At 48.6% G+C, this 22,606-nt stretch carries 22 protein-coding genes; 9 read left to right on the top strand and 13 right to left on the bottom strand.

The window, feature by feature from the left end:
• Window positions 1–78: 78 nt before the first annotated feature.
• Together EPA93_RS15990 and EPA93_RS15985 are read right to left on the bottom strand one after the other, a co-directional pair.
• Window positions 79–405 (bottom strand): SCP2 sterol-binding domain-containing protein, encoded by a 327-nt coding sequence (locus EPA93_RS15990; RefSeq protein ID WP_129888467.1) that lies wholly within the window; start codon window positions 403–405, stop codon window positions 79–81.
• 255 nt (window positions 406–660) lie between these two features.
• Window positions 661–1,782, bottom strand: coding sequence for a glycosyltransferase family 9 protein (locus EPA93_RS15985; protein WP_165423161.1), 1,122 nt, complete (start codon window positions 1,780–1,782; stop codon window positions 661–663).
• A gap of 362 nt (window positions 1,783–2,144) precedes the next feature.
• Here EPA93_RS15985 and EPA93_RS15980 point away from each other — a divergent pair, with 362 nt between their 5' ends.
• A complete protein-coding gene (locus tag EPA93_RS15980) occupies window positions 2,145–4,115 on the top strand; it encodes an MFS transporter (protein WP_129888465.1) in 1,971 nt (656 codons plus the stop codon).
• On the opposite strand, the gene EPA93_RS15975 is transcribed toward EPA93_RS15980, so the two are convergent.
• Window positions 4,094–5,464 carry an MFS transporter gene (locus tag EPA93_RS15975; protein WP_129888464.1) on the bottom strand — a complete coding sequence of 457 codons (1,371 nt, stop codon included), beginning with the start codon at window positions 5,462–5,464 and terminating at the stop codon, window positions 4,094–4,096. The genes EPA93_RS15980 and EPA93_RS15975 overlap by 22 nt on opposite strands.
• A gap of 296 nt (window positions 5,465–5,760) precedes the next feature.
• On the opposite strand from EPA93_RS15975, the gene EPA93_RS15970 reads away from it, so the two are divergent.
• Complete coding sequence (locus EPA93_RS15970) at window positions 5,761–6,966, top strand: glycosyltransferase family 2 protein (RefSeq protein WP_129888463.1); 1,206 nt, start codon at window positions 5,761–5,763, stop codon at window positions 6,964–6,966.
• Here the strand turns inward: EPA93_RS15970 and EPA93_RS15965 are convergent.
• Complete coding sequence (locus tag EPA93_RS15965) at window positions 6,963–7,772, bottom strand: PIG-L deacetylase family protein (RefSeq protein ID WP_165423160.1); 810 nt, start codon at window positions 7,770–7,772, stop codon at window positions 6,963–6,965. The two genes, EPA93_RS15970 and EPA93_RS15965, sit on opposite strands and share 4 nt — an antisense overlap.
• Before the next feature lie 566 nt (window positions 7,773–8,338).
• On the opposite strand from EPA93_RS15965, the gene EPA93_RS50380 reads away from it, so the two are divergent.
• The 5 genes from EPA93_RS50380 (at window position 8,339) to pqqE (ending at window position 11,700) form a co-directional block, all read left to right on the top strand.
• Complete coding sequence (locus tag EPA93_RS50380; RefSeq protein ID WP_277988900.1) at window positions 8,339–8,461, top strand: hypothetical protein; 123 nt, start codon at window positions 8,339–8,341, stop codon at window positions 8,459–8,461.
• Between the two features lie 81 nt (window positions 8,462–8,542).
• On the top strand, window positions 8,543–9,460 hold the full coding sequence (pqqB, locus tag EPA93_RS15960; protein WP_165423159.1) for a pyrroloquinoline quinone biosynthesis protein PqqB: 918 nt from the start codon (window positions 8,543–8,545) through the stop codon (window positions 9,458–9,460).
• 27 nt (window positions 9,461–9,487) lie between these two features.
• Entirely contained in the window at window positions 9,488–10,234 is a 747-nt protein-coding gene (gene pqqC / locus EPA93_RS15955) for a pyrroloquinoline-quinone synthase PqqC (RefSeq protein WP_129888460.1), read from the top strand.
• Between the two features lie 7 nt (window positions 10,235–10,241).
• Window positions 10,242–10,535, top strand: coding sequence for a pyrroloquinoline quinone biosynthesis peptide chaperone PqqD (pqqD, locus tag EPA93_RS15950; RefSeq protein WP_207229567.1), 294 nt, complete (start codon window positions 10,242–10,244; stop codon window positions 10,533–10,535).
• Window positions 10,536–10,578: 43 nt separating this feature from the next.
• Complete coding sequence (gene pqqE / locus EPA93_RS15945; protein ID WP_129888459.1) at window positions 10,579–11,700, top strand: pyrroloquinoline quinone biosynthesis protein PqqE; 1,122 nt, start codon at window positions 10,579–10,581, stop codon at window positions 11,698–11,700.
• A gap of 188 nt (window positions 11,701–11,888) precedes the next feature.
• Here pqqE and EPA93_RS15940 read toward each other — a convergent pair whose 3' ends face one another.
• The 6 genes from EPA93_RS15940 to EPA93_RS15920 form a co-directional block, all read right to left on the bottom strand.
• Window positions 11,889–13,607, bottom strand: coding sequence for a PQQ-binding-like beta-propeller repeat protein (locus tag EPA93_RS15940; RefSeq protein ID WP_129888458.1), 1,719 nt, complete (start codon window positions 13,605–13,607; stop codon window positions 11,889–11,891).
• A 531-nt stretch (window positions 13,608–14,138) separates the two neighbouring features.
• Window positions 14,139–15,749, bottom strand: a complete 1,611-nt coding sequence (locus EPA93_RS15935; RefSeq protein WP_129888457.1) for a S53 family peptidase — start codon at window positions 15,747–15,749, stop codon at window positions 14,139–14,141.
• Window positions 15,750–16,704: 955 nt separating this feature from the next.
• Window positions 16,705–17,343, bottom strand: a complete 639-nt coding sequence (locus EPA93_RS15930; protein ID WP_242527504.1) for an ABC transporter ATP-binding protein — start codon at window positions 17,341–17,343, stop codon at window positions 16,705–16,707.
• Window positions 17,344–17,348: 5 nt separating this feature from the next.
• A complete protein-coding gene (locus tag EPA93_RS49835; RefSeq protein WP_242527568.1) occupies window positions 17,349–17,513 on the bottom strand; it encodes a hypothetical protein in 165 nt (54 codons plus the stop codon).
• On the bottom strand, window positions 17,510–18,577 hold the full coding sequence (locus EPA93_RS15925) for a FecCD family ABC transporter permease (RefSeq protein WP_165423158.1): 1,068 nt from the start codon (window positions 18,575–18,577) through the stop codon (window positions 17,510–17,512). The genes EPA93_RS49835 and EPA93_RS15925 overlap by 4 nt, the downstream gene beginning before the upstream one ends.
• Window positions 18,571–19,065 (bottom strand): FecCD family ABC transporter permease, encoded by a 495-nt coding sequence (locus EPA93_RS15920; RefSeq protein WP_165423157.1) that lies wholly within the window; start codon window positions 19,063–19,065, stop codon window positions 18,571–18,573. The genes EPA93_RS15925 and EPA93_RS15920 overlap by 7 nt, the downstream gene beginning before the upstream one ends.
• Here EPA93_RS15920 and EPA93_RS49115 point away from each other — a divergent pair.
• A complete protein-coding gene (locus EPA93_RS49115) occupies window positions 19,050–19,604 on the top strand; it encodes an ATP-binding cassette domain-containing protein (RefSeq protein WP_207229565.1) in 555 nt (184 codons plus the stop codon). The two genes, EPA93_RS15920 and EPA93_RS49115, sit on opposite strands and share 16 nt — an antisense overlap.
• Before the next feature lie 22 nt (window positions 19,605–19,626).
• Complete coding sequence (locus EPA93_RS50965; protein WP_207229668.1) at window positions 19,627–19,845, top strand: ATP-binding cassette domain-containing protein; 219 nt, start codon at window positions 19,627–19,629, stop codon at window positions 19,843–19,845.
• Window positions 19,846–19,879: 34 nt separating this feature from the next.
• Here the strand turns inward: EPA93_RS50965 and EPA93_RS15910 are convergent, their stop codons facing one another.
• The 3 genes from EPA93_RS15910 to EPA93_RS15900 form a co-directional block, all read right to left on the bottom strand.
• Window positions 19,880–20,500, bottom strand: a complete 621-nt coding sequence (locus EPA93_RS15910) for an MFS transporter (RefSeq protein WP_207229564.1) — start codon at window positions 20,498–20,500, stop codon at window positions 19,880–19,882.
• A 93-nt stretch (window positions 20,501–20,593) separates the two neighbouring features.
• Window positions 20,594–21,796: a cytochrome P450 gene (locus EPA93_RS15905; RefSeq protein ID WP_129888454.1), complete on the bottom strand. Its 1,203-nt coding sequence runs from the start codon at window positions 21,794–21,796 to the stop codon at window positions 20,594–20,596.
• Window positions 21,797–21,909: 113 nt separating this feature from the next.
• Window positions 21,910–22,512: a TetR/AcrR family transcriptional regulator gene (locus EPA93_RS15900; protein ID WP_129888453.1), complete on the bottom strand. Its 603-nt coding sequence runs from the start codon at window positions 22,510–22,512 to the stop codon at window positions 21,910–21,912.
• Between the last annotated feature and the right edge of the window lie 94 nt (window positions 22,513–22,606).

Genomic DNA, 22,606 nt, shown 5'->3' with positions numbered 1-22,606 from the left:
TATATAAATAAACGAATATAAGGGATTCATAGACACATAATGATCTGTGGCGTGTAATACGACAAAACGAGGCTATGCTCAAAATAATTTCTGTAACTTCAGCAAATCCTCGATCTGGCCGGCAACTGCTAACTTGCGTGTGATATAAGCTTGAATGGGATTCACCGTACTGTTCAGGATACCAGCGAGAATATCACTGCTAATAATGATTTTGACATCTGGCTGAGAAACTGTCCTTTCTATCAATGCTGCGCTCCCGTCTTCAGCGATGCTCAAAGTAAAGTCACGCTGTAAATCGGAGAAGCTAAACTGTACTGTCTTAGTAAAACCACGAAATAGTGATCGCGTCTCAGAATGCTCAAAGCGTGCACAAATTTGCTCTAAATAGGGGACAATATCTTCCATCGCCTTCTCCTAGCTTGAAGTTCTCTCTCCTTATCAATAATCCTTACAGGAAACAAAATGTAATCTCTCAAAATATATCGTCGTCTAGTTCAAAAAGCGCAATATTTCTTAGCTTAACTACTTTTTATATTTGCTATATCGACTTCAGTAAAGGAATATCTGAATATTTTCTTTTCAAGATATTAGACTTGCCCTTGCTTGAAAAACATAAAATTTGAAGTGTCTTTGCCGTATGGTTTGAATAGAGCTAAGGAGTTATTGATCCAAAACTGCATCTAGTATTTGCTTCGATGTAATATGATCGAATAAGTTGCGTCCCTTTAGCTTATAAGCTTCCTTGAAAAAACCTGGCCTCAAAGCAGTTTGTTCCCTTCTGCCTCTTCCCAGGATAGTTGTACGTCTACTGTAGCCATAGTAGCCAGGATTAGTACCACCAAACAAGGCCACAATTTTTGCAGAGTTTCTGGGAGCAAAGCTTATGTCATCCCCCTCATTCAATTTCTTATACGCTGCCGCTAGATGCATAACTCCTGTATCGCCGCTCAGAAAAACATCTGACTGATCTATTAGAGCTGCCATCTCCAGTAAATGGGCCTTTGGTTCGGCTGGCATCAGGAAGATACGTTGTGGATAATCCTTGCTAAGAGCCTTCAGCAGCTGAAGAGAACAGCCTGTTGCTGTATAGCTGGGTAAAATATAGACCATGAGATGAGGATGTACGGCAAGAATTCTGTAAATGCCTGCTATGAGTAGATCTGTGGGAGGCCTTGTGACAGTAGATGCGGTATCTGGAGCAACAATGAGCAATTTCGTATTTTGCTGTGTGACCTTTGCTTCTGCTTTTAAAGCTTCCAATGTGCTGATGGCTAACTTGACGTGCTGAGAAGATATATACAGAGGAATATCTTTGACCTGGTTAAGAGGTGCCATGGCCTTTCCAAAATAGTGGTCAACCATGTCCCTGGCAATTGTGCTTAAATGGAAATCCTGTTGCCTACAAAATGCAAGAAAATCTTCTGCTATGTTTATTATAGATGGATACATTATATGTGAGTGAAGTCGAGAATAAAGACCTGGAGCTACAATGCTGGGCAGTACAGCTTCATAGCTCCTTTGTTTCAGAAAGTCTATTATACGAGCTGCCGCAGGATCAAGAGCAATTCCTCTTAGCCATTGCGTGATATTGGCGCCGGGGAAAAAGACTTTATTCGTCTCAATGATCCGATTAATCCGCGGATCGCACGCAAAAATCTGCGCCTGGAGTGCGTTACAAAGTATATCTATTGTGCCGGAAGCTAGAGGATCATTTGCGACAATTTGATCAATAGCGCTTAAGCCAACGACAATGGCATCACCTATTCCTACATCTAGTGTCACGAGAAAACGAGGTGTATCCGATTTCTGTTGCTCACAACGTGTATAACAATGTAGATAGCATTCATACATAGGAAATAAACTTGTGACTATTTTGTTAGCTTCAACCTATCAACTGATCATGAATATCGGCATGTAGAGTTCCGATATTTATCTTCTCCCTTGCCAGGAGAAAACATAAGCCTCTCATGATGAAACAAGAAAAAATTGCCGAATTCAACAGTAACTGAACTTCAGCGTCTATCATCATGAAGGTATACGAAAAGAAAGAATTTTACGTTTCACAGGTAATATAATTCTTGAATAGAATTATATTGACAGGATAAAAACCATCACAAAAGTCGTTAAGGAGTTAGCGAAATCCCATGAACACGAATAGAGCTCCACATCGTCTCACGCTGCGTGGGCAAATTGTGCTTAGCCTTTTGTGGTTTGCACTGGGATTACTATCATCCGCGTTACTGCCGATAGTAATCCCCACCCAGATTTTACTCTTCGTGACACCTGGGCACGTAGGGAACGCGCAGCAAGTAACATTTCTAGCCTGGATTTCTGCTCTGGGAGCTGTTGTCACATTATTTATACCTCCTTTGACAGGCATGCTCTCAGATAATACATCAGGCTCTCTGGGCCGCAGGCGCCCATATATCATAGCCGGCTCTATAGTGATCCTACTTAGCGTGCCTCTACTCATCAAAGCAAATAGTATTGCTATGCTCATTCCTGGTTTAGGCATCTTGCTTGTTGGCGTTAATATAATCACGGCAGGTTATCAAGGGCTCACGCCGGATCTCGTTCCTCGCGAACAGCGAGGAGTTGCATCAGGGTACATGGGTTTTATGACGATTCTAGGGAATGTTGGTAGCCTCTCTCTGGCGGCCTGGCTCTTTTCCCAGGTGAACTTACACTCAGCGGGAGCCGATATTATACGCAGGGGGGCCACGCTCTACTATATCAGTACAATTGCCGTTTTAATCATTGGCGTCATCATAACGGTGATTGGGGTGCGTGAAATACCTTTCGTGTCCCCAGCGCTTACACTAGAACAAGCAGAATCAAGAATAAAACTACAATTTCATGAATGGTTCGTCCAGAATTGGATCAAGCCCTGGCGCGAGCATAATTTCACTATTGTTTTTTTAACACGAGCTGCTGTCATGATGGGGCTGGCTCTATTTATGACTTTTATCGAGTACTATCTTGCGAATGTAGCACATGTGACTAATTTTGTGCAAGCTACAGCTACGGTAGCCATTCTGGCATTACTCAGCGCAATCTTTAGCGCACTCATACTAGGTATTTTCTCCGACTATGTAAAGCGTGTTCCTCTTGTGAGTACAGCCACACTTTGTATGGCATCTGCAGCACTAGCTTTTGTCGTCTTTCCGGCCGGCTTCCCTCTCTGGCCACCAAGTATACTCTTTGGGCTGGGCTATGGTGCCTACATGAGTGTGGACTGGGCTTTATCGATAGATACGTTGCCCTCCAGCGAGACAGCTGGTAAAGATCTAGGATTATGGAATGCTTCAGCAACTCTACCCACCGTCATAGCTCCTTTGCTGGGAAGCCTCATTATTATTCTGTTTCACGGTTCAACGGCTCTGGGCTATCGTCTCATCTTTGCGGCTGCTACTCTCTTTCTCATTCTTGCGGCTATAGGAGTGCTTTTTGTGCGTGAGCGGAAGGAAAGCCATCTTGCTGCAACCCCTAGAGCGTCCCTTAAGCAAAAGTTACATATTGGATGGAAACTTGCCTTCCAAACACAGGCTGGCAATGGGCGTGGTTTTCTCCTTTTCTGGCCGCTCTGGGAACGCATAACCCGCGCAATATGGCACCTGCAACCAGTTCCCTATGCACCACACCATTTATTAGAAGTACGTTTCACGCATTATACCGGCAAGGCTGTGGATTTACCTGATGGCACACACATTGCTAAAGGTGACCCTATTATCGAGCTACATTTTCGCAATCGAGCCTTCCTTGAAGTGGATGAACATGCTCCGGCCTGGCGATATTTGCAACTTGTCGCACAAAATCTAAGAGCTCTGGCCGCCTGGATACAGGAGCCCGATTTTCCTGGCGATGTCTATGCAATATATGGCACTACCTTGCTCTATCGTGCAGCCCCACGGCTCGGCTTTACCTTACGCCAACGCCCTAAAAATATCCACACCTATCTGGAACGCTTTTTTATGATGGGTTTGTTAGTTCTCTATCATCGTCGCGGAGGTATGCGCCTCCTTCAAGGCACTACCTATGGCACATATCCACAAGAAGCCTGGATGTCCCGCGAAGAACTGCTTAAGCGTTATAGCTATTTGCTATCTCTCCCTTGAGGGAGATTGCTTGTCATCTGCTGCTCTCTTACAAAGAGCACGGCGACGGCTGCAACAATGAGGAATAGAGAGGCAACCAGAAAGACAAGGCGGTAGCCTAGTTCTATCTGTCCAAACTTGTCGCTTGTGTTGATGATGAGGCTACCAATGAGTGGAGCAATGATGGCCGGTAGATTCATTGTTGCATTCCATACGCCCAGGTCTTCACCAGCTTCCTTCAGCGAAGGCAGAGCATCAACTGACAAGGCCCAATCCACACTTGTATATGCCCCATAGCCTAATCCAAAAAGTGCTCCCAGAGGCCAGAGCCAGTTTATAAGATTTGCGGGAACTACAACAAATGCGATAGAGGTCAGGCTCATGCAGAATGTAGCCACACATACCACAGGCGCGCGCCTCTTCAAATGATCTGATAGGACGCCAAATACGACCCCGCTCACTACTCCTCCACCCAGAGCCAATACTGCCACTAATGCGGTTATTTGCACAAAATTGGTAACGTGCTGTACCCGCGCAAAATAATATTCGACATAGGTCATAAATAGGGCAAGCCCCAGCATGATAGCGGAACGGGTGAGGAATACAACGACAAAGTTATAAGAGTGCCAGGGAGCATTCCAGCCATGAGCAAACCAGCGAGCAAACTTTGTGAGGAACTTCTCGCCAGCTTCCTCTTCTATTACATGTTGGTCTGGTACCAGAGGTTTCTCTTTAACAAAGACGATTGTAATGATAATAGCAACGACTAAAGCCGCTGCTCCTACGATATAGTAGATACTGGCATTCTCGTGAATGACGCTCTTGCTATAAGCATTCTGATTAATCCCCCCAAGTAGCAATGCTGCCAATCCCAGGCTTGCAACGTTGCCGAGGATGGTCATTGCTCCAACATAGCCAGAAGCTTCCCCACGTTGTTCCTCTGGGACCTGATCTGGTACCAGGCTCTGGTAGGCTGGTGTGAGAACATTATTTCCCAGGTGTAAGAGCGAGAGGCCTAACAAAAAGATCAGGATACTGTTAGACAACACGAGAAAAGGTGTACTGGCGATGAGGAATAAACCGCCGATAGCAATATAGGGACGTCGCCGTCCTAGCTTACCCGTTGTATGATCTGAAAGAGTCCCTACTAGCGGAGGCATCCCTAGAGAAACAACTGAAGCTACAGTCGAAAGCCAGCTAAGAAATAGTGCCTGTTGTGCGTCTCCTACTTTTCCTGGAGTAACGAATAGCAAAATCTGTGTTGGAATGACTACAGGTAACAGCGCTGCATATTGGAGGTTAATAGAAAACCACAATATATTAAGGGTTAATTGTTCGCGAATAGAAAGTCGAGAAATTTTCTTCATCATCTCTCGCAATTCCCTTTAGCAATAAAACAATGTTTCAGAGCAATTTCTGGCGCAGTTCGTCCAATAAAAGACAGCAAATACTTATTGTGGATTATAAATACCCCTCGATTACATAGGCTTTTCCGGCTGTGGCTAATGGCAAGATGTTGTTTACCGATCGCTACTAAGTAGACGCTATAAATAGCAGGATAGTTACAATTCGCTTTTCCAATCAGGATTTCGTAAATGGTTTTAAGGATTCCGCAGCATGGCTAACCCTAAGTTAAAGTGAAAAGTAAGCAGCTAATGGAGCAAACATGAACTTTCTTGTCGATGCCTCTTACATAATATCGGGTATGCTCATTTTATTATTTATGCACCTCATTATTAATTTGTTGTGTTTTTGTCGCTTAAGCGTTTCTAGCTGGGAAAAAGCTTCTCCAGCTTCGCTTGTTTCGGTACTTGTTCCAGCTCGTAATGAGCAGGAACATATCGAAATGTGTGTGCGCTCTTTGATAGGACAACATTACGAACAGTTAGAGGTACTCGTTCTTGATGATCAAAGTACTGATGCTACAGCCGCTATTGTCAAGCGCCTTATTGATGAGCTACCAGCCACGCAGAAGAAACGTTTACGGCTCTTACGGGGAAAGCCACTTCCAGCGGGATGGGTGGGGAAAAATTTCGCTTGTTTTCAACTATCCCAATATGCTCAGGGGGCCTACCTCTTTTTTACTGATGCCGACACCGTACACGCTCCCGAGACGGTAAGGACTGTTCTTGAATATATGGACCGCGCCAGGGTCGATTTACTTACGGCTCAGCCTGGATATGAGCTGAAAGGTATCGGGGAGCATCTCTTGATGCCATTACTCTGTTTCCGTGTTTTTACTCTCTTACCCTTGACACTAATAAGCCGAGTTCCAAAGCCTGTTTTGGCCGTGGGAAACGGACCTCTCCTGTGCTTTCGTCGCCAGGCTTACAAAGCTGCCGGTGGGCACAAAGCAATCAAAGAGCATATTTTAGAAGATGTGACCCTGGCCCGTAGCGTTAAAGCTGCAGGTTATCGGATGGCCTTTGTAGATGCACATAAGTTGCTCTATTGCCATATGTATACGTCGTTTGCAAATATGTGGACAGGCTTCTCTAAGACCTTCTTTGCTTTCTACAGCTATTCTCTGCCAGCCGCTCTTGCTATTTTATTTTTTGATGTAACGTTGTTTATAGTGCCGCCGCTGTTAGTCTTATTATCACTATTTATTTCTCTCCCACGAGCCGTCATATTACTCTCTCTTGGTAATTATTGCCTGGCTGTCTTAATGCGCCTGTGTCTGGCTTGCCGTTTTGGCCGATCCCAGCGGGTCTTGACGCTGCTTCTCTGCCTTCTCCATCCAGCAACTGTCATCCTGGGATGTTTGATTTTACTAAACTCGATACGCTGGCATTTTCGAAAATTAGGTACGGAATGGAAAGGGCGCTACTACTCCTCTCAAAACAGCTCACCAGAGAGATTGGATTGCTAGCGAACAGGCTTCCAATATCGTTCGATAAAACTTTGCTGCCCTCCTCCAGCCGTATACTCTCTGATCAGGTTTCGAAATGCAGAAGGGGGATAGAAGAGTGTAGCGAGCTGTGACTGGTAGAGACTTGTCACGTGAATTCGCTGCTCCAGATAAGGAGAAATGTCTATTTCAAGTTTTTCTAATTTATATGCCTTAGCCAGCTCAAATGTTTCTCCAGGAAGATACGCAGCGTAGGGAAAGTCCTCGAAGAAGAGCAATGAGTCTGGGTCAATTACACTGAGGGCCGCCTGAAAGATAAGACGATGGTCCCGGTGACCTCCCGTTCCAAGAGGCCCAACAATCGTGGAGTTCGGGTAGGCTGCTTGCAAATCTATAAACCATTGGCAGAGTTGTGGAAAGAGAGGATCATGCTGGCAGAGCACTGTATAATCATTAACCTCACTGAGATTAGCTAGATCGGTAATACGGTATATTACTTCACGCCAATCTAGCCATAGATAATCGGTCTCCAGGGCTAGCATTGCTTTTTCATCTTCGGCTTTGCGCGCTTGATAAGCTGAAGTATCTTCTGGCACTTGCCAGAGCCTATGATACGTTTGCGCCAGAGGTGAAAATGGAGGTTTGGGGTCGCCTGTGAACAAGGTGACAACCAGTATATGTAGCCCCTGAGCTCTGTGGCTGCAAATGGTACCACTACATGAAAAGGCTACATCATCGAGATGGGGAGAAATATAAATAAAATCATAAGCATCATTAGTAATAACGGCTTTGGTATAAGAATAGTCTTCAAATATTGCTAGAGACACTGATTCCTCCTTATCCGTTGTCATCCCTATTGCTTCCAGGCTAAATTTACACACCTTTTTCTGACTTCATTATGCTTGACAAGGACAAATTTTTACTTCAGGCTCATCTTAATAGGCCTGAAGCCCGGGCCAGGTGAGATATTTAAAAGCATTGCGATAAGAAAGCGCTGGAAATGAAGATTAGAAAGCAAGGCTGATCCTCCCCTTGCCAGGTATATGAGAAAAGCATTGGTTAGATTGCTCTCAAATGTCTTTTGCGTCGTTACAACCCCATTACCTCTATGTGAGGAAGCACTACCTTCCAAAATGCTCTGCAGTACACGAGAAAGTATTTCCATTAGCCATTATCAGGTACATTATACTCGATGTCTTGATTGTTGTATTTGTATATATTTCAGCAATATTTTATTGAAAAAATCAAATACTTATGATATATATACTTTGTGTTTCTGCTACTTTGATGGAAGAGTTCCGAATAAGTAGCATAAAAGCGCAAAATACTCATGAGCAGACAAGCTTACGAGCGCTCATGACGTATAGTTTTTCACTTGACAGGAGGTATAGTTTTGATGAAGCGCAACCCAGAAAGCACAGTACCAACCAGGCGTTGGATCGCGCCTACTATTGAAGTTATTCAAGTCAGTTTAGAATGCACCGCCTATGCGGGTGCGCAAGATCTTGAAGAGTAATCCATGTGCATACTCTTCCGTATCGTCTCGGGACGGCATAGCAATTAATGCCATGCCGTCCTTTTCACCCTGGAGATGCTCATGTACGTACATTTGTTAGGTACTGCAGCTGGTGGTGGCTTTCCTCAGTGGAACTGCAATTGTATAAATTGTCATGGATTACGAACAGGTAAGATATGCGCGCGTGCTCGTACCCAATCCTGTGTGGCCATTAGTGGGGATGGATGTCATTGGTTTCTTCTTAATGTATCACCCGATATTCGGGAGCAAATTGCGTCTTTCCCAGCATTACAGCCACCTTTACATGCTCGGCGCGGCACAGCTATAACAGGTATTCTGCTCACCGATGCAGATCTTGACCATAGTCTAGGATTGCTATTATTACGCGAAGGGACACCATTGCATGTGTATGCAACCTCTTCTATACGCCAGACACTAACCTCCGGTCTGAATCTTGCCCCAACCTTGCAGGCTTACAGTGGCTTGTGCTGGCATGAGCCGTCCTGCTCTCTGGCACCGCTTCTCTGTCCCGATGGCTCGGCTACTGGCCTACTCTACGAAGCTTTTCCCGTCTCAGGTCATCCCCCACGTTTTAGAGAGCGAGCATTGCAGCAACCAGGAGATCGCGTAGGATATCGATTTACTGATGAGCAAAATGGTAAAACTTTACTCTTCCTGCCAGGTTTATCTTCTTTTGAAGATATTCCCCATCATTATCTCTACGACAGTCATGCCCTATTGCTTGATGGTACATTCTGGAGCGAGTATGAGATGGAAGAGCAGCAAGTTGGTAACACATCTGCAACTCAGATGGGGCATTTACCAGTTGGCGGGCCATTTGGTAGCCTTGCTCGGCTTGCGACTCTTCCTATAGATCACAAAATCTACATGCATATCAATAACACCAATCCAATGTTACTTGAGGATTCACCTGAGTATGCCAGTGTTAGGAGTGCTCAAGCAGAGGTTGGCTGGGACGGACTGGAATTGCTGCTATAGAAGCAGTGTTAGGAAGGATTGTATAGCATGACCATACAAACTACTCCACTTCCATGGGACCGCGAGACATTTCTTTCTCGCCTACAAACCGTTGGTATGACGCGCTATCATCACCAGCATCCTTTTCATGTAGCGATGAACTCAGGCCAGCTGACACCACCTCAGATTCGCTCCTGGGTGGCCAACCGTTTCTATTATCAACGCAATATTCCACGCAAGGATGCAGCGATTATTGCAAACTGCCCTTTGCGTGAGGTGCGTCGCATCTGGCTGCATCGGGTCAGTGACCATGATGGATTTCGCGAGGGTGAGGGAGGAATTGAATGTTGGTTCAGGCTAGCCGAGGCTGTTGGCTTAACACATTCAGAGGTGCAAGACGAACTTCACGTCCTGCCTGGGGTACGCTTTGCTGTTGATGCATACGTACAGTTTGCTCGTACGAAACCCTGGCCGATAGCGATTGCCTCTTCGTTAACTGAGCTCTTTGCACCTGATCTAATGCAGAGCCGTCTGCAGGCCTTTGAGCGGTATTATTCCTGGATTTCTCCTAGCGGCCTTGACTATTTTCGAGCGCGCATAGTACAGGCTGCTACAGATTCTCGCCAGGGTTTAGAACTTACCTTGCGTTATTGCTCTACACTTCAGCTACAGGAAGAAGCAGTACGTGCTCTTGGCTTCAAGTGCGATGTGCTGTGGAGCATATTAGATGCATTAAGCCAGACTGCAACACCAATAGAGAGCAGCATGCAGCAAGAATTCCACCTGAGAACATAAGGAGGATATGATGGAGCACCAACCCCGATTGACAGCGACCTCGCGCCCAAAATTAGCGGCAAAGGTTCTTATGCGGCTCGATCCCCTTACTCAAGAACCTATCCTGCTCTATCCTGAAGGTGTTGTCAAATTAAATGAGACAGGAGCCAGTATTGTCAGACTATGCGATGGCGAGTCTACCCTTGATGAAATCGTGCAGGCACTGGCTCAGCTTTACCACGTTGAGGCAGAACCGTTACGACAAGAGGTTATGGCTTATCTACAGAACCTCTATCGCTATAGCTTACTTGCCTGGCACTGATGTGGCTTTTTGGGATCAATAGCAGGGAGGAGACAGAAATTTCATGATTCATACTCAACAGGAGCAAAATACTTATCGTCCCTTTGGCCTGTTGGCGGAAGTAACGTATCGCTGTCCGCTTCATTGCCCCTACTGTTCTAACCCCATACAGTTTACTCAAACTCATGATGAGCTAAGTACTGATGAATGGGTTCGTGTAATTGCAGAGGCTCGTGAATTGGGTGTACTGCACCTGCACTTCTCAGGTGGTGAGCCTCTCTTACGAAAAGACTTGTCTCTCATGATCTCTCATGCCCATGCTGCAGGGTTGTATACCAATCTGATTACCAGCGCAAGAGGTCTTACCTATCAACGCCTTCTCGTTTTGCAAGCCGCAGGGCTGGATACCGTGCAAATCAGCTTTCAGGCTGATGAAGCTAGCCTCGGTAACATTATCGCAGGTGCAAACGCGCACGCCTATAAGCTAGAAGCAGCACGTATGGTCAGGGCTCTGGACTTGCCGCTAACGATTAATGTTGTGCTACATCGGGCTAATCTAGAGCGCCTTGAACAGATAATTCATTTAGCAGAGGAGCTAGATGCTCAACGACTAGAACTGGCCCATACACAATATCTAGGCTGGGCGTTCCAGAATAGGGAGATGCTTATGCCAACCTCCGCGCAAGTTGCCAAGGCCACGGCAATCGCGGCGGATGCGCAGGTACGCTTGCGCGGTAAGATGGAGGTACTCTATATCAAGCCTGACTACTATAGTGATCGTCCAAAGCCATGTATGTATGGCTGGGGACGCCGTTTTTTAACCGTGAATCCACAAGGAGATGTGTTACCTTGCCAGACAGCTAGCGTGATTCCATCCCTACGTTTCGAAAATGTACGCCAGCAATCGCTGTCTAGGATCTGGCACGAATCCGAGGCATTTCAGCGTTTTCGTGGAACTGAGTGGATGCCTGAACCTTGTCGTAGCTGTGCTTTGCGCGAGGTAGATTTTGGCGGGTGCAGGTGCCAGGCCTTCTTATTAACCGGTGATGCGGCCCAAACTGACCCTGTTTGTAGCCTCTCTCCCCACCATGAAAAGCTTACTAGCTTGCTAGCTAATATCCAACCAGTTAACAGCGCAGCAGGCTTTTGCGCATTGTCAATACGCTATCGCACCAATCCCACTTGATGCGCCGTAGTTTGCCGGAGAATGACGAAAGTAAATTTCTTTGCTATTTCATAAGGCTGCTTCTCGTAGCGAGAATAGTGGGTATAAACGTGCATCTTGCCTGGAGAGCAGATGCATATGCGCAAAGCGCGCATATGCATCCTGAAAGGATGAGCGAGGAGCCAATTGCAAGCAAAGGGACTTACAATCTATCTGCTAGGATTATGCGGCGTAAGTAGTCCATAGACGGCTAGATAGTTAGAAAAGGTTGCAAGGTAGACTTTACCGTTAGCGATTGTTGGTGGCGAGAATTTAGCAAAATTGCCCGGATAGTCGCGTTCGGGGCGCATCTCGCTGCTCCATAGGGGCTCCGACAGATTAGTGGCGTCGAAAGCATAGAAAATGCCTTCGACTGTCTTCTGATTAGCATCCTCGTAGAGGGGATGCGAAGCCCAGAGGATTCCATCGCGGTTTCCATGGGCAGAGAGGGAAAGGATTCCTCCTGGCATGCCACGTACACCGCGTACCTCGGGTACATCTAACTTATACTGCGAGGCTGGTTCTGTATGGAAGCGGTTGCCATCGAAGCGGAAGGACTTCAGGTAGTCATTCTCTGGCCAGACATAGATGTAACCTTTTCCATCAGGTCCTACCCAGTAGGGAGGGCCGCCGTGAATGTGCATAGATTTCTTAGAATCATTAGTATATGGAACGCTTGGATCAATGGGAAAGCTGGCGTAGAAATTTTGTGGAATCTGGTTATCATTATTCCTGTTGAAGTGGCCCAGGCGACTACGATCAAGGAGGTAAAACTTTCCTTCTTTGCCGCCACCGAGCGCATAGCGTGTATGTGGAATTACCAACATGCCTGCTGAGCCAAGGTCCATATCAATGGCATTGAGTATCTCGGTATTATAGGGGGTAAACCAGTCAACCAGTTTCAGATCTTTATTTAGCTTGATTATACTATCTCCAAGTGCTGAACCGTCAGGTCTAAAGGTACCATTGCCAGTCATAAAGTACAGGAAGCCTTCCGGGTCTACAGCCAGGCCTTGACCTGCCTGCCAGATTCCAGCCTCATTATCGCTTTTATGATGGGGAGTTGTGTTATATACGCTTACTTGCGCCAGAGTTTCAGCGCTATAGGCAAGCACCCAACCGTGGTATGGCTTTCTGTCCCCAAAGGCCGCAAAAGCGATGTAGATGTTTCCGTGAACCAATGTTAGGCCGGGACGCTGATCCTGCCGCACGCTTTCAAAGATGACATTCCCGCTCTCATTTTTAGAGGCTTGGCCGGGGACACTCGCTTCGATTTTTACTGCGTGAATAATATCGCCAGTTCGCACATCCAGGGCATAGAGGAAATGAGAATATGAGCCATCTGTATATGGTCGATTTCCCCTGCGATGCATTGCGACTACATAGAGTCGCTTTCTGACTGGATCAATGACGGGCGTACTGAGGATGCCAATCTCTTCGACAGCATCTCTGTAGACGAGAGGACCTATATTATGATCAGGTAAGCTCACAGGAGTTCCTAGATCTCTTCTCCATAACGGTTCGCTATGGTGGGCATGATCAGCATCGAAGGCATAAACGATATTATGCATTGTTGCTACATATACTACGTTATGAACTCCTTTGTCAGGGATAGGGACGTTGGGCAGATAAAGTGGTTGCGCATAAATCTGGCCTCGCACTTCCCGCTTAAAGAGCATGCCAAATTTGTCGGGTCCGACGTTTGAGGGTTTCAAGATGACTTCATGCAAGCTTGCCCCGGTACGCATATTGTCGTTATGCTGGGTGAGAACTGAGGCAAGGGGATCAGCATCGGATTCAGTTAATTGCATCAAAAACGCTGATTCTGCGCTCATAGTATTGTCTTGCGGAGTAAAGAACGTGCCATCGGGGGTCACTTCTGTGGTCATAGTGCTCTTTCCTTCCACTATAAACATCCACTACCACTACTCAACCAGAAGCAGGAAGATAAGCTAGTTCGCTTTTTCTGATCTGCTCCTACTACTTACAACGTTTATTGCATCATTTTTTAACAGGCTAATTTTTTCTATATAATGATTGCACTTTTGAGATTCACCTTATTATTTCATGTTTTCATATTAATAAGCTAACTTCCGCAAATTTATACATGAATACTCAATAAGACAAAAAGGAAGGTGAAAAATGATGCTATACTTCCTCAGCATAGGAGGTATTCTGGATCTCGCCTCTAATGGTGATGGAGAGGTTTATGAAGCAGCAGCTTCTACAGGCCAGAGTTATGCAAAGATCAGCATAAGCAAAGAGAAACATTGGTCCCTAAAAACTCGCAGCTTTCCATGATAGCAAGCCAGAACTAAAATTCTACGCGGTGACATGCTGCACTTATACGAAGCTAAGGCAGCACGTCAACGATAACTTCCTAGTGTATTCAGCGTCCGCGTAGCAGGAAAAACCTGTTTCTAGGACTGAGAAGTAATCAGCGTATTTAGCAATTGCGTTCCAACTGGCGTACCTAAGCCGGTACAGGCATCCCAACCAGTACCGGCTGTATAAGCTCCGTTATTACCGCTAGTCACGTCGTACAGCGCTTTGTTCTGGGTAAGCTGCTGGTAGTTCTTGTAAAGAAATGGATTTAAAAAGCCAATTGCCTGCCCCCGCTTTTGATTGATCAGGGCGATCAAACCAGCCCACAACGGAGCTACAGCGCTTGTGCCACCTATAACAGTACTTTGTCCATCAACGTAAATCTGATATCCTGTCTGAGGGTCGGCATTTCCAGCTACGTCAGGCACTCCCCGACCAGCATGCTGATTATTGATGGAGAGTGGAACATGTGCATCTGTTTGCCAGGAAGGCAGCGCAAAATTTTCGCTCACGCCACCCCCTGTCGCACCTCCTCCAGCAGTTGTGTCATTCCATACAACCTCTGCGGTAATCTTGCCGTTTGAGGAGGAGAGGCGTGTACCACCGCATCCCAAGACATAGCCACTTGAAGCTGGAAAATCTACATGGGCTAATTGATCGCTGGCTCCATCCCCTGAACCATTATCCCCTGCGGCGCAGCATATGGTAATTCCCAGAGTTGCAGCCGTCTGAAATGCCTGATCCATAGCCTGCATTGCCTGGCTGGTCCAGCTTGACTCTGGAGCTCCCCAACTAATCGAGATAACCGATGGATTATTGGTTGTGTCATGTAGTGCCTGGGTGATGGCATCCAGAAAACCACGGTCAGTATTTGGTGCAAAGTAGACTACGATGCGTGCTTTGGGGGCAATGGCACCTGCGATCTCTATATCCAGATCAACCTCGGCATCTGCCCCTCTTGGATCGCCCTCTGGCTTATTCTCTCCTCCATCAACCGAGACGGTCGTGACCTGTGGCGTAGGAATACCCAATTGTTTAAAGTAGGTTGCCAGGTCTTGCTCAGAGTATCCCCCTCCAAGCTCAATAAGTGCGATACATTCACCGCTCCCATCAAGGCCCTGCGGGAATTCATAAAGCTTAGCTAGCTGCGGTGGAGTATAGGAAACTGTGTCAGTATTTGCCAGGGGAAATCTGGTTGTAGAGTTACCATAACGAAAGCGCGGCTGTGCCTGTGGCCTGTCGTCAAGCCCGAAGACACCTGCAACTAGCGGTTCAAGTTCTGTGGGAAGATGCAAGTGACCCACACGACCTCTAAATACGCCCCCTTTATAAGCGTAGCGTTGAAGCTCAACAGCAAACGCTTGCATCATCGCCGCGGCTGTGCCAGCCAGTACAATTCTTCTACTGGCTGGATCTTCCTCTACAACCTTCAGATTGTGGGCTTGTGCAAAGGCTTCGATTTTAGCAAGATCATCAGGAGAGGCGCTATATCTGGCTGCGTATTCCTGCCTGCTCATACGAGGACCTGGCTGCTGGGCATACTGGCTGGCGTTGTCACCTGCTCTTTCTCCCGCTGGAGCACGCAAATAGACACTTACTTCAAGATGCTCATCTGGATTTACGGGTCCAACTATATGGGCGCTGGCAGGTAATTTTCTTTCACTATCAGGTAATCTTTTAAATCCTGTAGGCGGTGTGCTAGCCATGAATATACTCCTTGCACTTGATAAACTATCCTAAAGCACGCTTCTATCATAACATATGTGGCTCAAGCTGCTCGTTCTACTTGTGCTGGCCAGGGAGGTATCAAATCCAAGGGATACCAGCATCTGTTTAGAGGCATGAGAGCGAGTACTGCAGCGGGTCCATGCTCAGAGATTTTTACTACAGATCAAGGGGATCAGTTTACGGGCCAGGTGTTTATCGAGCTCTTAAAGTTGGCACAGATTCGCATCGGCTGGGATGGGCACGTTAGACAATGTAGTTGTCGAGCACCTCTGGAGAGAGGACATCTATGGGTATGTGCGCAAGATGTCTGGTGAAACGGCGAGAGATACCATTGTCTCTAGAGGCCAGAAGCAGGCATCTATGAGGGTGCGGTGACGTCTTATAATTGACCATTATTCTACTAGACATTAACGAAGAGGTGAACATACCACCTCGCCCAGCTTCGCAGCGGGCTTGAGCAGCTCCTCTTGTTCCAAGAGCAAGGGCGTGAGAGCAACCTTGACAGCAGTGAGCTGAGCAGGATGGGTCAAGCAGGCCGCTACGTGCTCCACAGCCTCTTGGTGCATGCCAGGTACGACATGGGCTTACAGGCGCAAGGTCATGGAGATATCACTATAGCCGAAGAGTTCCTTGACCACTTTAGGATGGACAGGCTTCTCAGGCGGAAATCAACGGTTCAAGAATGGCACACTCTTCATCTGAGAGAGCTGAAGGATATACTTCCATCGGCTTCCCAGCCTTCCCGGGGCAGATAAATCCCCCTCAACGTCCGTTCGCTTCTCTCCCTATCCTCTCAGAATTTCTCCCATCTTTCCCTGCTTGCTCAACAGATCGGCCTGGCAAGCCTTCCTGGACACGCTCTAGCAGAGAGCATGATCCATGAAAAAGAACAGCGCAGCCGCCACTCTCTGAAAATGGTCAGCAAGCTCATCATTATTCTGGAAGAGATCCGTAGGGAATACAAAATGGAGCATTGGTGACAGGATCACGCACAATATATGCTTGTACGGCAAAAGCCTCAGCGAGGAGCGATCCGTTGAGAATATCGGCTGGTTTGCCCTGTTTGACGATCTTGCCGTTTTTGAGGACAACCATCGTATTGGCGAAACGTGCCGCCTGATTGAGATCATGAAGAGCCATGACGATAGTGATGCCTCGTTCACGGTTCAGGCGTTGTACGAGATGAAGCACTTCGAGCTGATGACCAATATCAAGAAAGGTTGTTGGTTCGTCAAGAAAGAGAATGTGCGTGGCTTGAGCCAGGGCAAGCGCGATCCAGGCACGCTGACGTTCACCACCGGAAAGCGTGTCAAGAGCACGTTGACGAAAAGTTGTAAGCCCGGTTAACGTCAACGCCTCCTCAATGGCTTGATGATCTTGTCGTCGGAGCATGCGCAGAGGACCGGCATGGGGATAACGCCTCTGTTCTACAAGCTCGCCCAGACCTGTCGGTGCAATGGAACTCTGCGGTAAGATGGCCAATCTGCGTGCAACCTCAATCGTTGGCATGCGACTGATCGCCTTACCATCAAGATAGACAATGCCCTCGTCGGGTTTGAGCAGGCGGACCAGCGTTTTCAGGAGCGTTGATTTCCCGGAGCCGTTTGGGCCAAGCAGCGCTGTAATGGTCCCGTCACAATATCGAGCGAAAGGTGATCTAGTACAAGCCATTGACCATAGGTCAGACGGATATCTTCGACCTGCAAACAATGCTGTTTTACTGAAGTATGCGCAGTCTTCATCCCTGCCGACTCCTTTTTGCTGTGTAGCTGCTGAGATACAAAAAGAAAGGTGCTCCCAGGAGAGCCGTAACTACACCAACCGGGAGCGTGCTGGCGCTGCTAAACCAAGGAATATGAAGCAGCAGAAGTCTGGCTATAATATCAGCAACCAGAAGCAATCCCGCGGTGAGCAGCGGACTGAGAAGAAAAACACGGCGATTATCGCTGCCAACCAGCTTACGCGCGATATGTGGTCCGATCAAGCCAATAAAAGCAATACCTCCCATAGCAGAGATCGCAGCGGCAGCCAGCAGCGTTGCCAGAAGAAATAAAAGCACTCGCATCGCTTCTACGCGTAGGCCAAGTCCACGTGCAACCTCATCGCCTAGACTCAAAGCGTTGGCAACAGCGGCGCTAGCGATAGCGAGAGGAAACGTCAGGACAGCCCACGGCCAGAGGACAGCCCAATGATCCCAGGTCCGCCCATTGAGAGAACCGATGAGCCAGAGAAGGAGGCCATCCAGCAGTTGATGGCTGAAGATCAAGAGGAGGACTGTCCCGGATTGTAGCACGGCATTGACAACCACGCCGAGAAGAGCCAGACGAAGAGGATCAGTCTTGCCATACCAGTTAAGAATATAGATCAGGCCCCCTGCTCCCAGACCCCCGATAAAGGCGACAAGTGGTAGGAAAAGTATGCTCTGGGCACTAATGGGAAGAAAGGAGAACCAGGCAACGATCATAAGAATGCTACCTGAAGTGATCCCCATAGTTCCTGGCTCGGCCAGTGGATTGCGCGTAATACATTGAAGCAGAACTCCTGCCAGACCGAACATGGCTCCAGCCATCAGCCCTATCAAGGTCCGTGGGAGACGGAGATGCCAGATCACGATAGTCGCCAACGCGTTTGCCCTCGGGTGAAAAAGCGCGACTATGGTATCGCTCAAAGAGAGCGAAATGCTGCCCAGCGCAATATGCAGCGTAAATACCAGAAAGACGAGCAGCGAGGTGATGAGTATGAGCGCTGGGAAACGTCGTATTTTCTTCTTAAATTGAGAAGACAGGTAAAACAAACGCATCAACATAAAACCTCGTGAGTGCATTTCCGCAATAATGCCAGCAGCACCGGCCCACCAAGCGTTGTCCAGGCGCCTACCGGGAGTTCAACAGGTGCCAGTACCTCACGGGCCAGCAGATCCGCTGCAACGAGCAGCCCTGCTCCAAGGAAGGCAGCCAAGGGTAGAACCAGGCGTGCATCATCCGTATTGAGCATTCGACGCGCCAGGTGAGGAGCCAGTAACGCGATATAGGCAATAGGCCCACAAACCGCCACAACCGCAGCCACCAGAGCAATGCCCAATACAAGAAATAGCAGGCGGACCCTAACAACTTTCAGCCCCAGATTCTCTGCAACCTCATCGCCCAGTTGCAAGACATTGAGGGTACGAGCTGAGAGCAGAGCCAGCACTTCTCCAACAAACAGCCACGGTAAGACTAACCAGATTGCGGCCCAGGTCCGATTCGCCAGGCTCCCCAAAAGATAGACGAAAATGAGATTTGTCTGATCTGGCAACGCTGCTTCAGTTCCTCTTCCTGGCAACCGGTCTAAGTGAAGCGCTCATGCCGCTTACGTGGCTTTTGCACCTGCTGACCCTCTCCCGAGCTTCGGCACTATCCATCAGCGAGATACTGGCCGAGCCACCCTTGCCACAACCAGAGCAGGTACAGGAGCCGCGTGATGCCTCACTTACGTTTCGAGACGTTACCTTTACCTATCGTGGTCGCCAGCAACCTGCGCTTGACAGGGTGAGCTTCACAGCAACACCCGGTACAGTGACGGCTCTGGTTGGACCATCGGGTGCAGGAAAGAGCACAGTGGCCCACCTGCTTCTACGCTTCTGGGATGTTGACGCCGGGAGCATCGAAGTGGGCGGCGTCGATGTTCGTCAAATGACGAGTGAGGTGCTGATGCGCCAGGTAGCCTTCGTGTCTCAGCAAACATTCTTGCTGCAGGATACTGTGCGCGAAAATATCCGCCTGGGTCGGCTCCAGGCCACAGACGAAGAGATTGAGACTGCGGCTCGAGTAGCCCGGGCCCTGACTACATCCTGACCCTCCCCAGGGCTATGACACAATCGTTGGGGAGCGTGGGGCTCGCCTCTCCGGTGGCGAGCGCCAGCGCATCTCAATAGCCAGGGCAATCCTCAAAGATGCTCCCATCGTGTTGCTCGACGAGCCGACATCCGCTCTAGATACCGAGAGTGAAGTGGCAGTTCAGCAGGCCATTGATCACCTGGTTGCCCAGTGCACCGCCTTTCGACTATCATGCACGCCGATAGCATCCTGGTATTAGAGGACGGACATATTGTTGAGCAAGGTACGCATGCTCAGCTGCTGGCGCGAGGTGGCCGGTACGCGGCCATGTGGCAGGCCCAGCAAAGCGCACAACGCTGGAAGGTGGGCAGCGCTTCCTGATCGAAAGTGGCAAGCCCCTGTGCTCCGGCGTGCGCAAAACTAGCGCGAATGGGAGTCAGGATGTCTGGAGAGAGCAACACCAACAGGTTCTCGAAGATCGCCAGGAGTCGAGACGGCATGTGCTGTTTCAGCTCTGCCGGCAGGGCCGCAGAGAATGCTGGAATGTAGGAGGTTGTTACCACAGCTCCAAGAGCAGCCAGACCAATGCTTTGTCCGAGTTGACGAAAAAAGACGAGCGCCACCATGAAGATGGTTTTGCGCCCAAACAGGTCAGAAAGTTTGCCGTAGAGAGGGATAGTCACGGTCGAAGTAAGTAGGAAGAGTGTAGTGACCCAGACAATTAAGTCAAAGACTTGCAGATCAGCGACAATGCGGGGCAAGGCAGTGGCGACGATAGTTTGGTCTAGAGCCGCAATAAATGTCATCAGCATCGTGCCTATTAAAGTAGAGGCAAGCGTACGTTCGGAAAACCGGTGTGCGTGAGGTACTGTCTCTCTGTCCCCATGGGAGCTGTATTGTGAAGTGTCCTTCACTGTTGCTTTCTCCTTCCTGAGATATCTTCATCCAGAGAGATGTATGTACCCAGGCAAAAGTACCTACATTCAACATGAAGATATGCAGTCAGACTAAAGTTGATTCTGCCCACTGGATGGCTGGAACGAGAGTGGCAAACGGGTGATGGTCAGGAGTGGGGCGAGTGTCGCTGTAATCGGCTCATCATTTCTTACGCGTTGCAAACCTTTCAATTGGGAAAGGAGCAGCGGGAGAGCAATCTGCGTTTCGAGCCGGGCTAGCGGTGCACCAAGACAAAAGTGGATGCCGTGCCCAAACGCTAGATGACGATTGGGACTCCGCTGGATATCGAACTGATCTGGGCGCGAGAAGTATTCCGGGTCGCGGTTGGCTGAGCTGATCCAGGCCTGCACAGTCTGATGAGCTGGAATACGTTGTCCTGCCAGTTCAACCTCTGTGGTCGTTCGACGTGAGAGAGACCAGATAGGTGGCAAGTAGCGCAGCACTTCTTCTATCGCTGCTGGTACCATCTCCGGCTCACGAATCAACCTCTGGAGCAACGCCGGGTCTTCCGTGACACACCAGAGAAAGGTGGCGATCAGATTTCTCGTGGTCTCCTGTCCTGCCCCTAAGAGCAACACACAAAAACGCAGAAGCGCGTCTTCACTGAGCCGTTCGCCGTCCACCTCCGCCTGGCTGAGCAGACTGAGGATATCCTCACCCGGGGTACGGCGCCGCTCTTTGAGCAGAGCAGCAAAGTAGGCAAACATCTCCTGTTGCAGATTCTGGAGGAACTGCTGAGAAGCCTGGGGACTGGTCGGTCTCTGCTGGGACGTGAGGTGCTCCGTCTGTGCCCACCGCTGAAGGATATCCCAGTCCTGGGCTGGAACGCCAAGCAAGGCAGCAATGACCCTGGCCGGTAAAGGCACAGCCAGGTCTGAGACAGCATTCATATGTCCCAGGGGCAGGATCGGCTCAAGCAGGTCCTGAGTGATGGAGGTAATTGTCTGGGTCAGTCGGCCAATCGCCCGTGGAGTAAAGGCCAGATTCACCAGATTGCGCATGTGACGGTGCTCTGGCGGATCTTTAGCAATCACGGTCCCTTCAAAGAAAGATCCGGCTTGAGTATTGTGCTGCGAAGAGAAGTGAGCCGTGTCTGTCAACACAGCAACGACGTCCCGGTACCGAAAGACCTGCCATTGCTGGCTCGGCTCATCATAGAAAACGGGATGATGCGTGCGCATCTGCTGGAACCAGGACGAGAACTGTAAGATATCTGTTGTGGAATAAACGCGAGTGTAAAACTGAGGTTGCATAAGAATTTCTCCTCTCTAAAGAACAGGAAGTGCCGTCATTACCACCTCTATATGAGCGTATGACATGCAGAAACAACCTCTCCAGGAGGCTGATGTATGCCTTTCCGTTGACGTTACGGCTTGAGAATGCGCAGAAGCATCTGGGCATCAGGCAAACCCTCCTCCACCAGCTCTCGATCAAAAGCCGCCTGGATAGCGAATCCTTGCAGACAGGATTGAATAGCATTGACGAGCTGGTCAGGATTGCCTGCCACCACCTGCCCGGCCTCCTGCCCCTGCACAATGAGCTGCTGCAGTTCAGTTTGAGTGACACGACTCAACTGGTAGACCAGGCCGCGCAGTTGCTCATGGGCCGGTTCGTTGACCAATACCTGGGTCATGAACACCAGCACCTCTGGGCGTTTACGTACCCAGGTCATAGCACGCGACAGCCACCACTCAAGGCGTTCCCAAGGGGTGCCGGGGCGTTCTACCGCTTCCCTGGCATGCTGCATTCCCAACTGCATTTCGCGCTGGATAAGGGCAGTAAAAATGGCTTCCTTGTCAGGAAAATAGTGATAGACAGAACCATAGCCCATCTCAGCCGCCGCCGCAATATCGGCCATTTTGGTGGCGGTCAAACCCTTGCGCAGAAAGACAGGCAACGCAGCTGCAAGGATGCGTTCTCTTTGCTCTTCATGTAAGCGTTGATTCGCCTCTACGGAACGAGGTGACACTTCTCACTTTCCTCTTATTCGATTGATATGTCGATCTAAAACTAAAAGAAGTATAGCAGCAAAGCAAGGCTTCTATCAAGCCTTTTTGGAGGGA

The organism is Ktedonosporobacter rubrisoli, assembly GCF_004208415.1.
GTDB lineage: Bacteria > Chloroflexota > Ktedonobacteria > Ktedonobacterales > Ktedonobacteraceae > Ktedonosporobacter > Ktedonosporobacter rubrisoli.
Note: the sequence above shows the minus strand (reverse complement) of the source record. Positions and strands in the feature narration are given on the sequence as shown.

Coding starts and splice junctions, on each gene's coding strand:
- EPA93_RS15990 (WP_129888467.1), bottom strand. CDS start 405: ATGGAAGATATTGTCCCCTATTTAGAGCAAATTTGTGCACGCTTTGAG.
- EPA93_RS15980 (WP_129888465.1), top strand. CDS start 2,145: ATGAACACGAATAGAGCTCCACATCGTCTCACGCTGCGTGGGCAAATT.
- EPA93_RS15975 (WP_129888464.1), bottom strand. CDS start 5,464: ATGATGAAGAAAATTTCTCGACTTTCTATTCGCGAACAATTAACCCTT.
- EPA93_RS15970 (WP_129888463.1), top strand. CDS start 5,761: ATGAACTTTCTTGTCGATGCCTCTTACATAATATCGGGTATGCTCATT.
- pqqB (WP_165423159.1), top strand. CDS start 8,543: ATGTACGTACATTTGTTAGGTACTGCAGCTGGTGGTGGCTTTCCTCAG.
- pqqC (WP_129888460.1), top strand. CDS start 9,488: ATGACCATACAAACTACTCCACTTCCATGGGACCGCGAGACATTTCTT.
- pqqD (WP_207229567.1), top strand. CDS start 10,242: ATGATGGAGCACCAACCCCGATTGACAGCGACCTCGCGCCCAAAATTA.
- pqqE (WP_129888459.1), top strand. CDS start 10,579: ATGATTCATACTCAACAGGAGCAAAATACTTATCGTCCCTTTGGCCTG.
- EPA93_RS15940 (WP_129888458.1), bottom strand. CDS start 13,607: ATGACCACAGAAGTGACCCCCGATGGCACGTTCTTTACTCCGCAAGAC.
- EPA93_RS15935 (WP_129888457.1), bottom strand. CDS start 15,749: ATGGCTAGCACACCGCCTACAGGATTTAAAAGATTACCTGATAGTGAA.
- EPA93_RS49835 (WP_242527568.1), bottom strand. CDS start 17,513: ATGAAGACTGCGCATACTTCAGTAAAACAGCATTGTTTGCAGGTCGAA.
- EPA93_RS15925 (WP_165423158.1), bottom strand. CDS start 18,577: ATGTTGATGCGTTTGTTTTACCTGTCTTCTCAATTTAAGAAGAAAATA.
- EPA93_RS15905 (WP_129888454.1), bottom strand. CDS start 21,796: ATGCAACCTCAGTTTTACACTCGCGTTTATTCCACAACAGATATCTTA.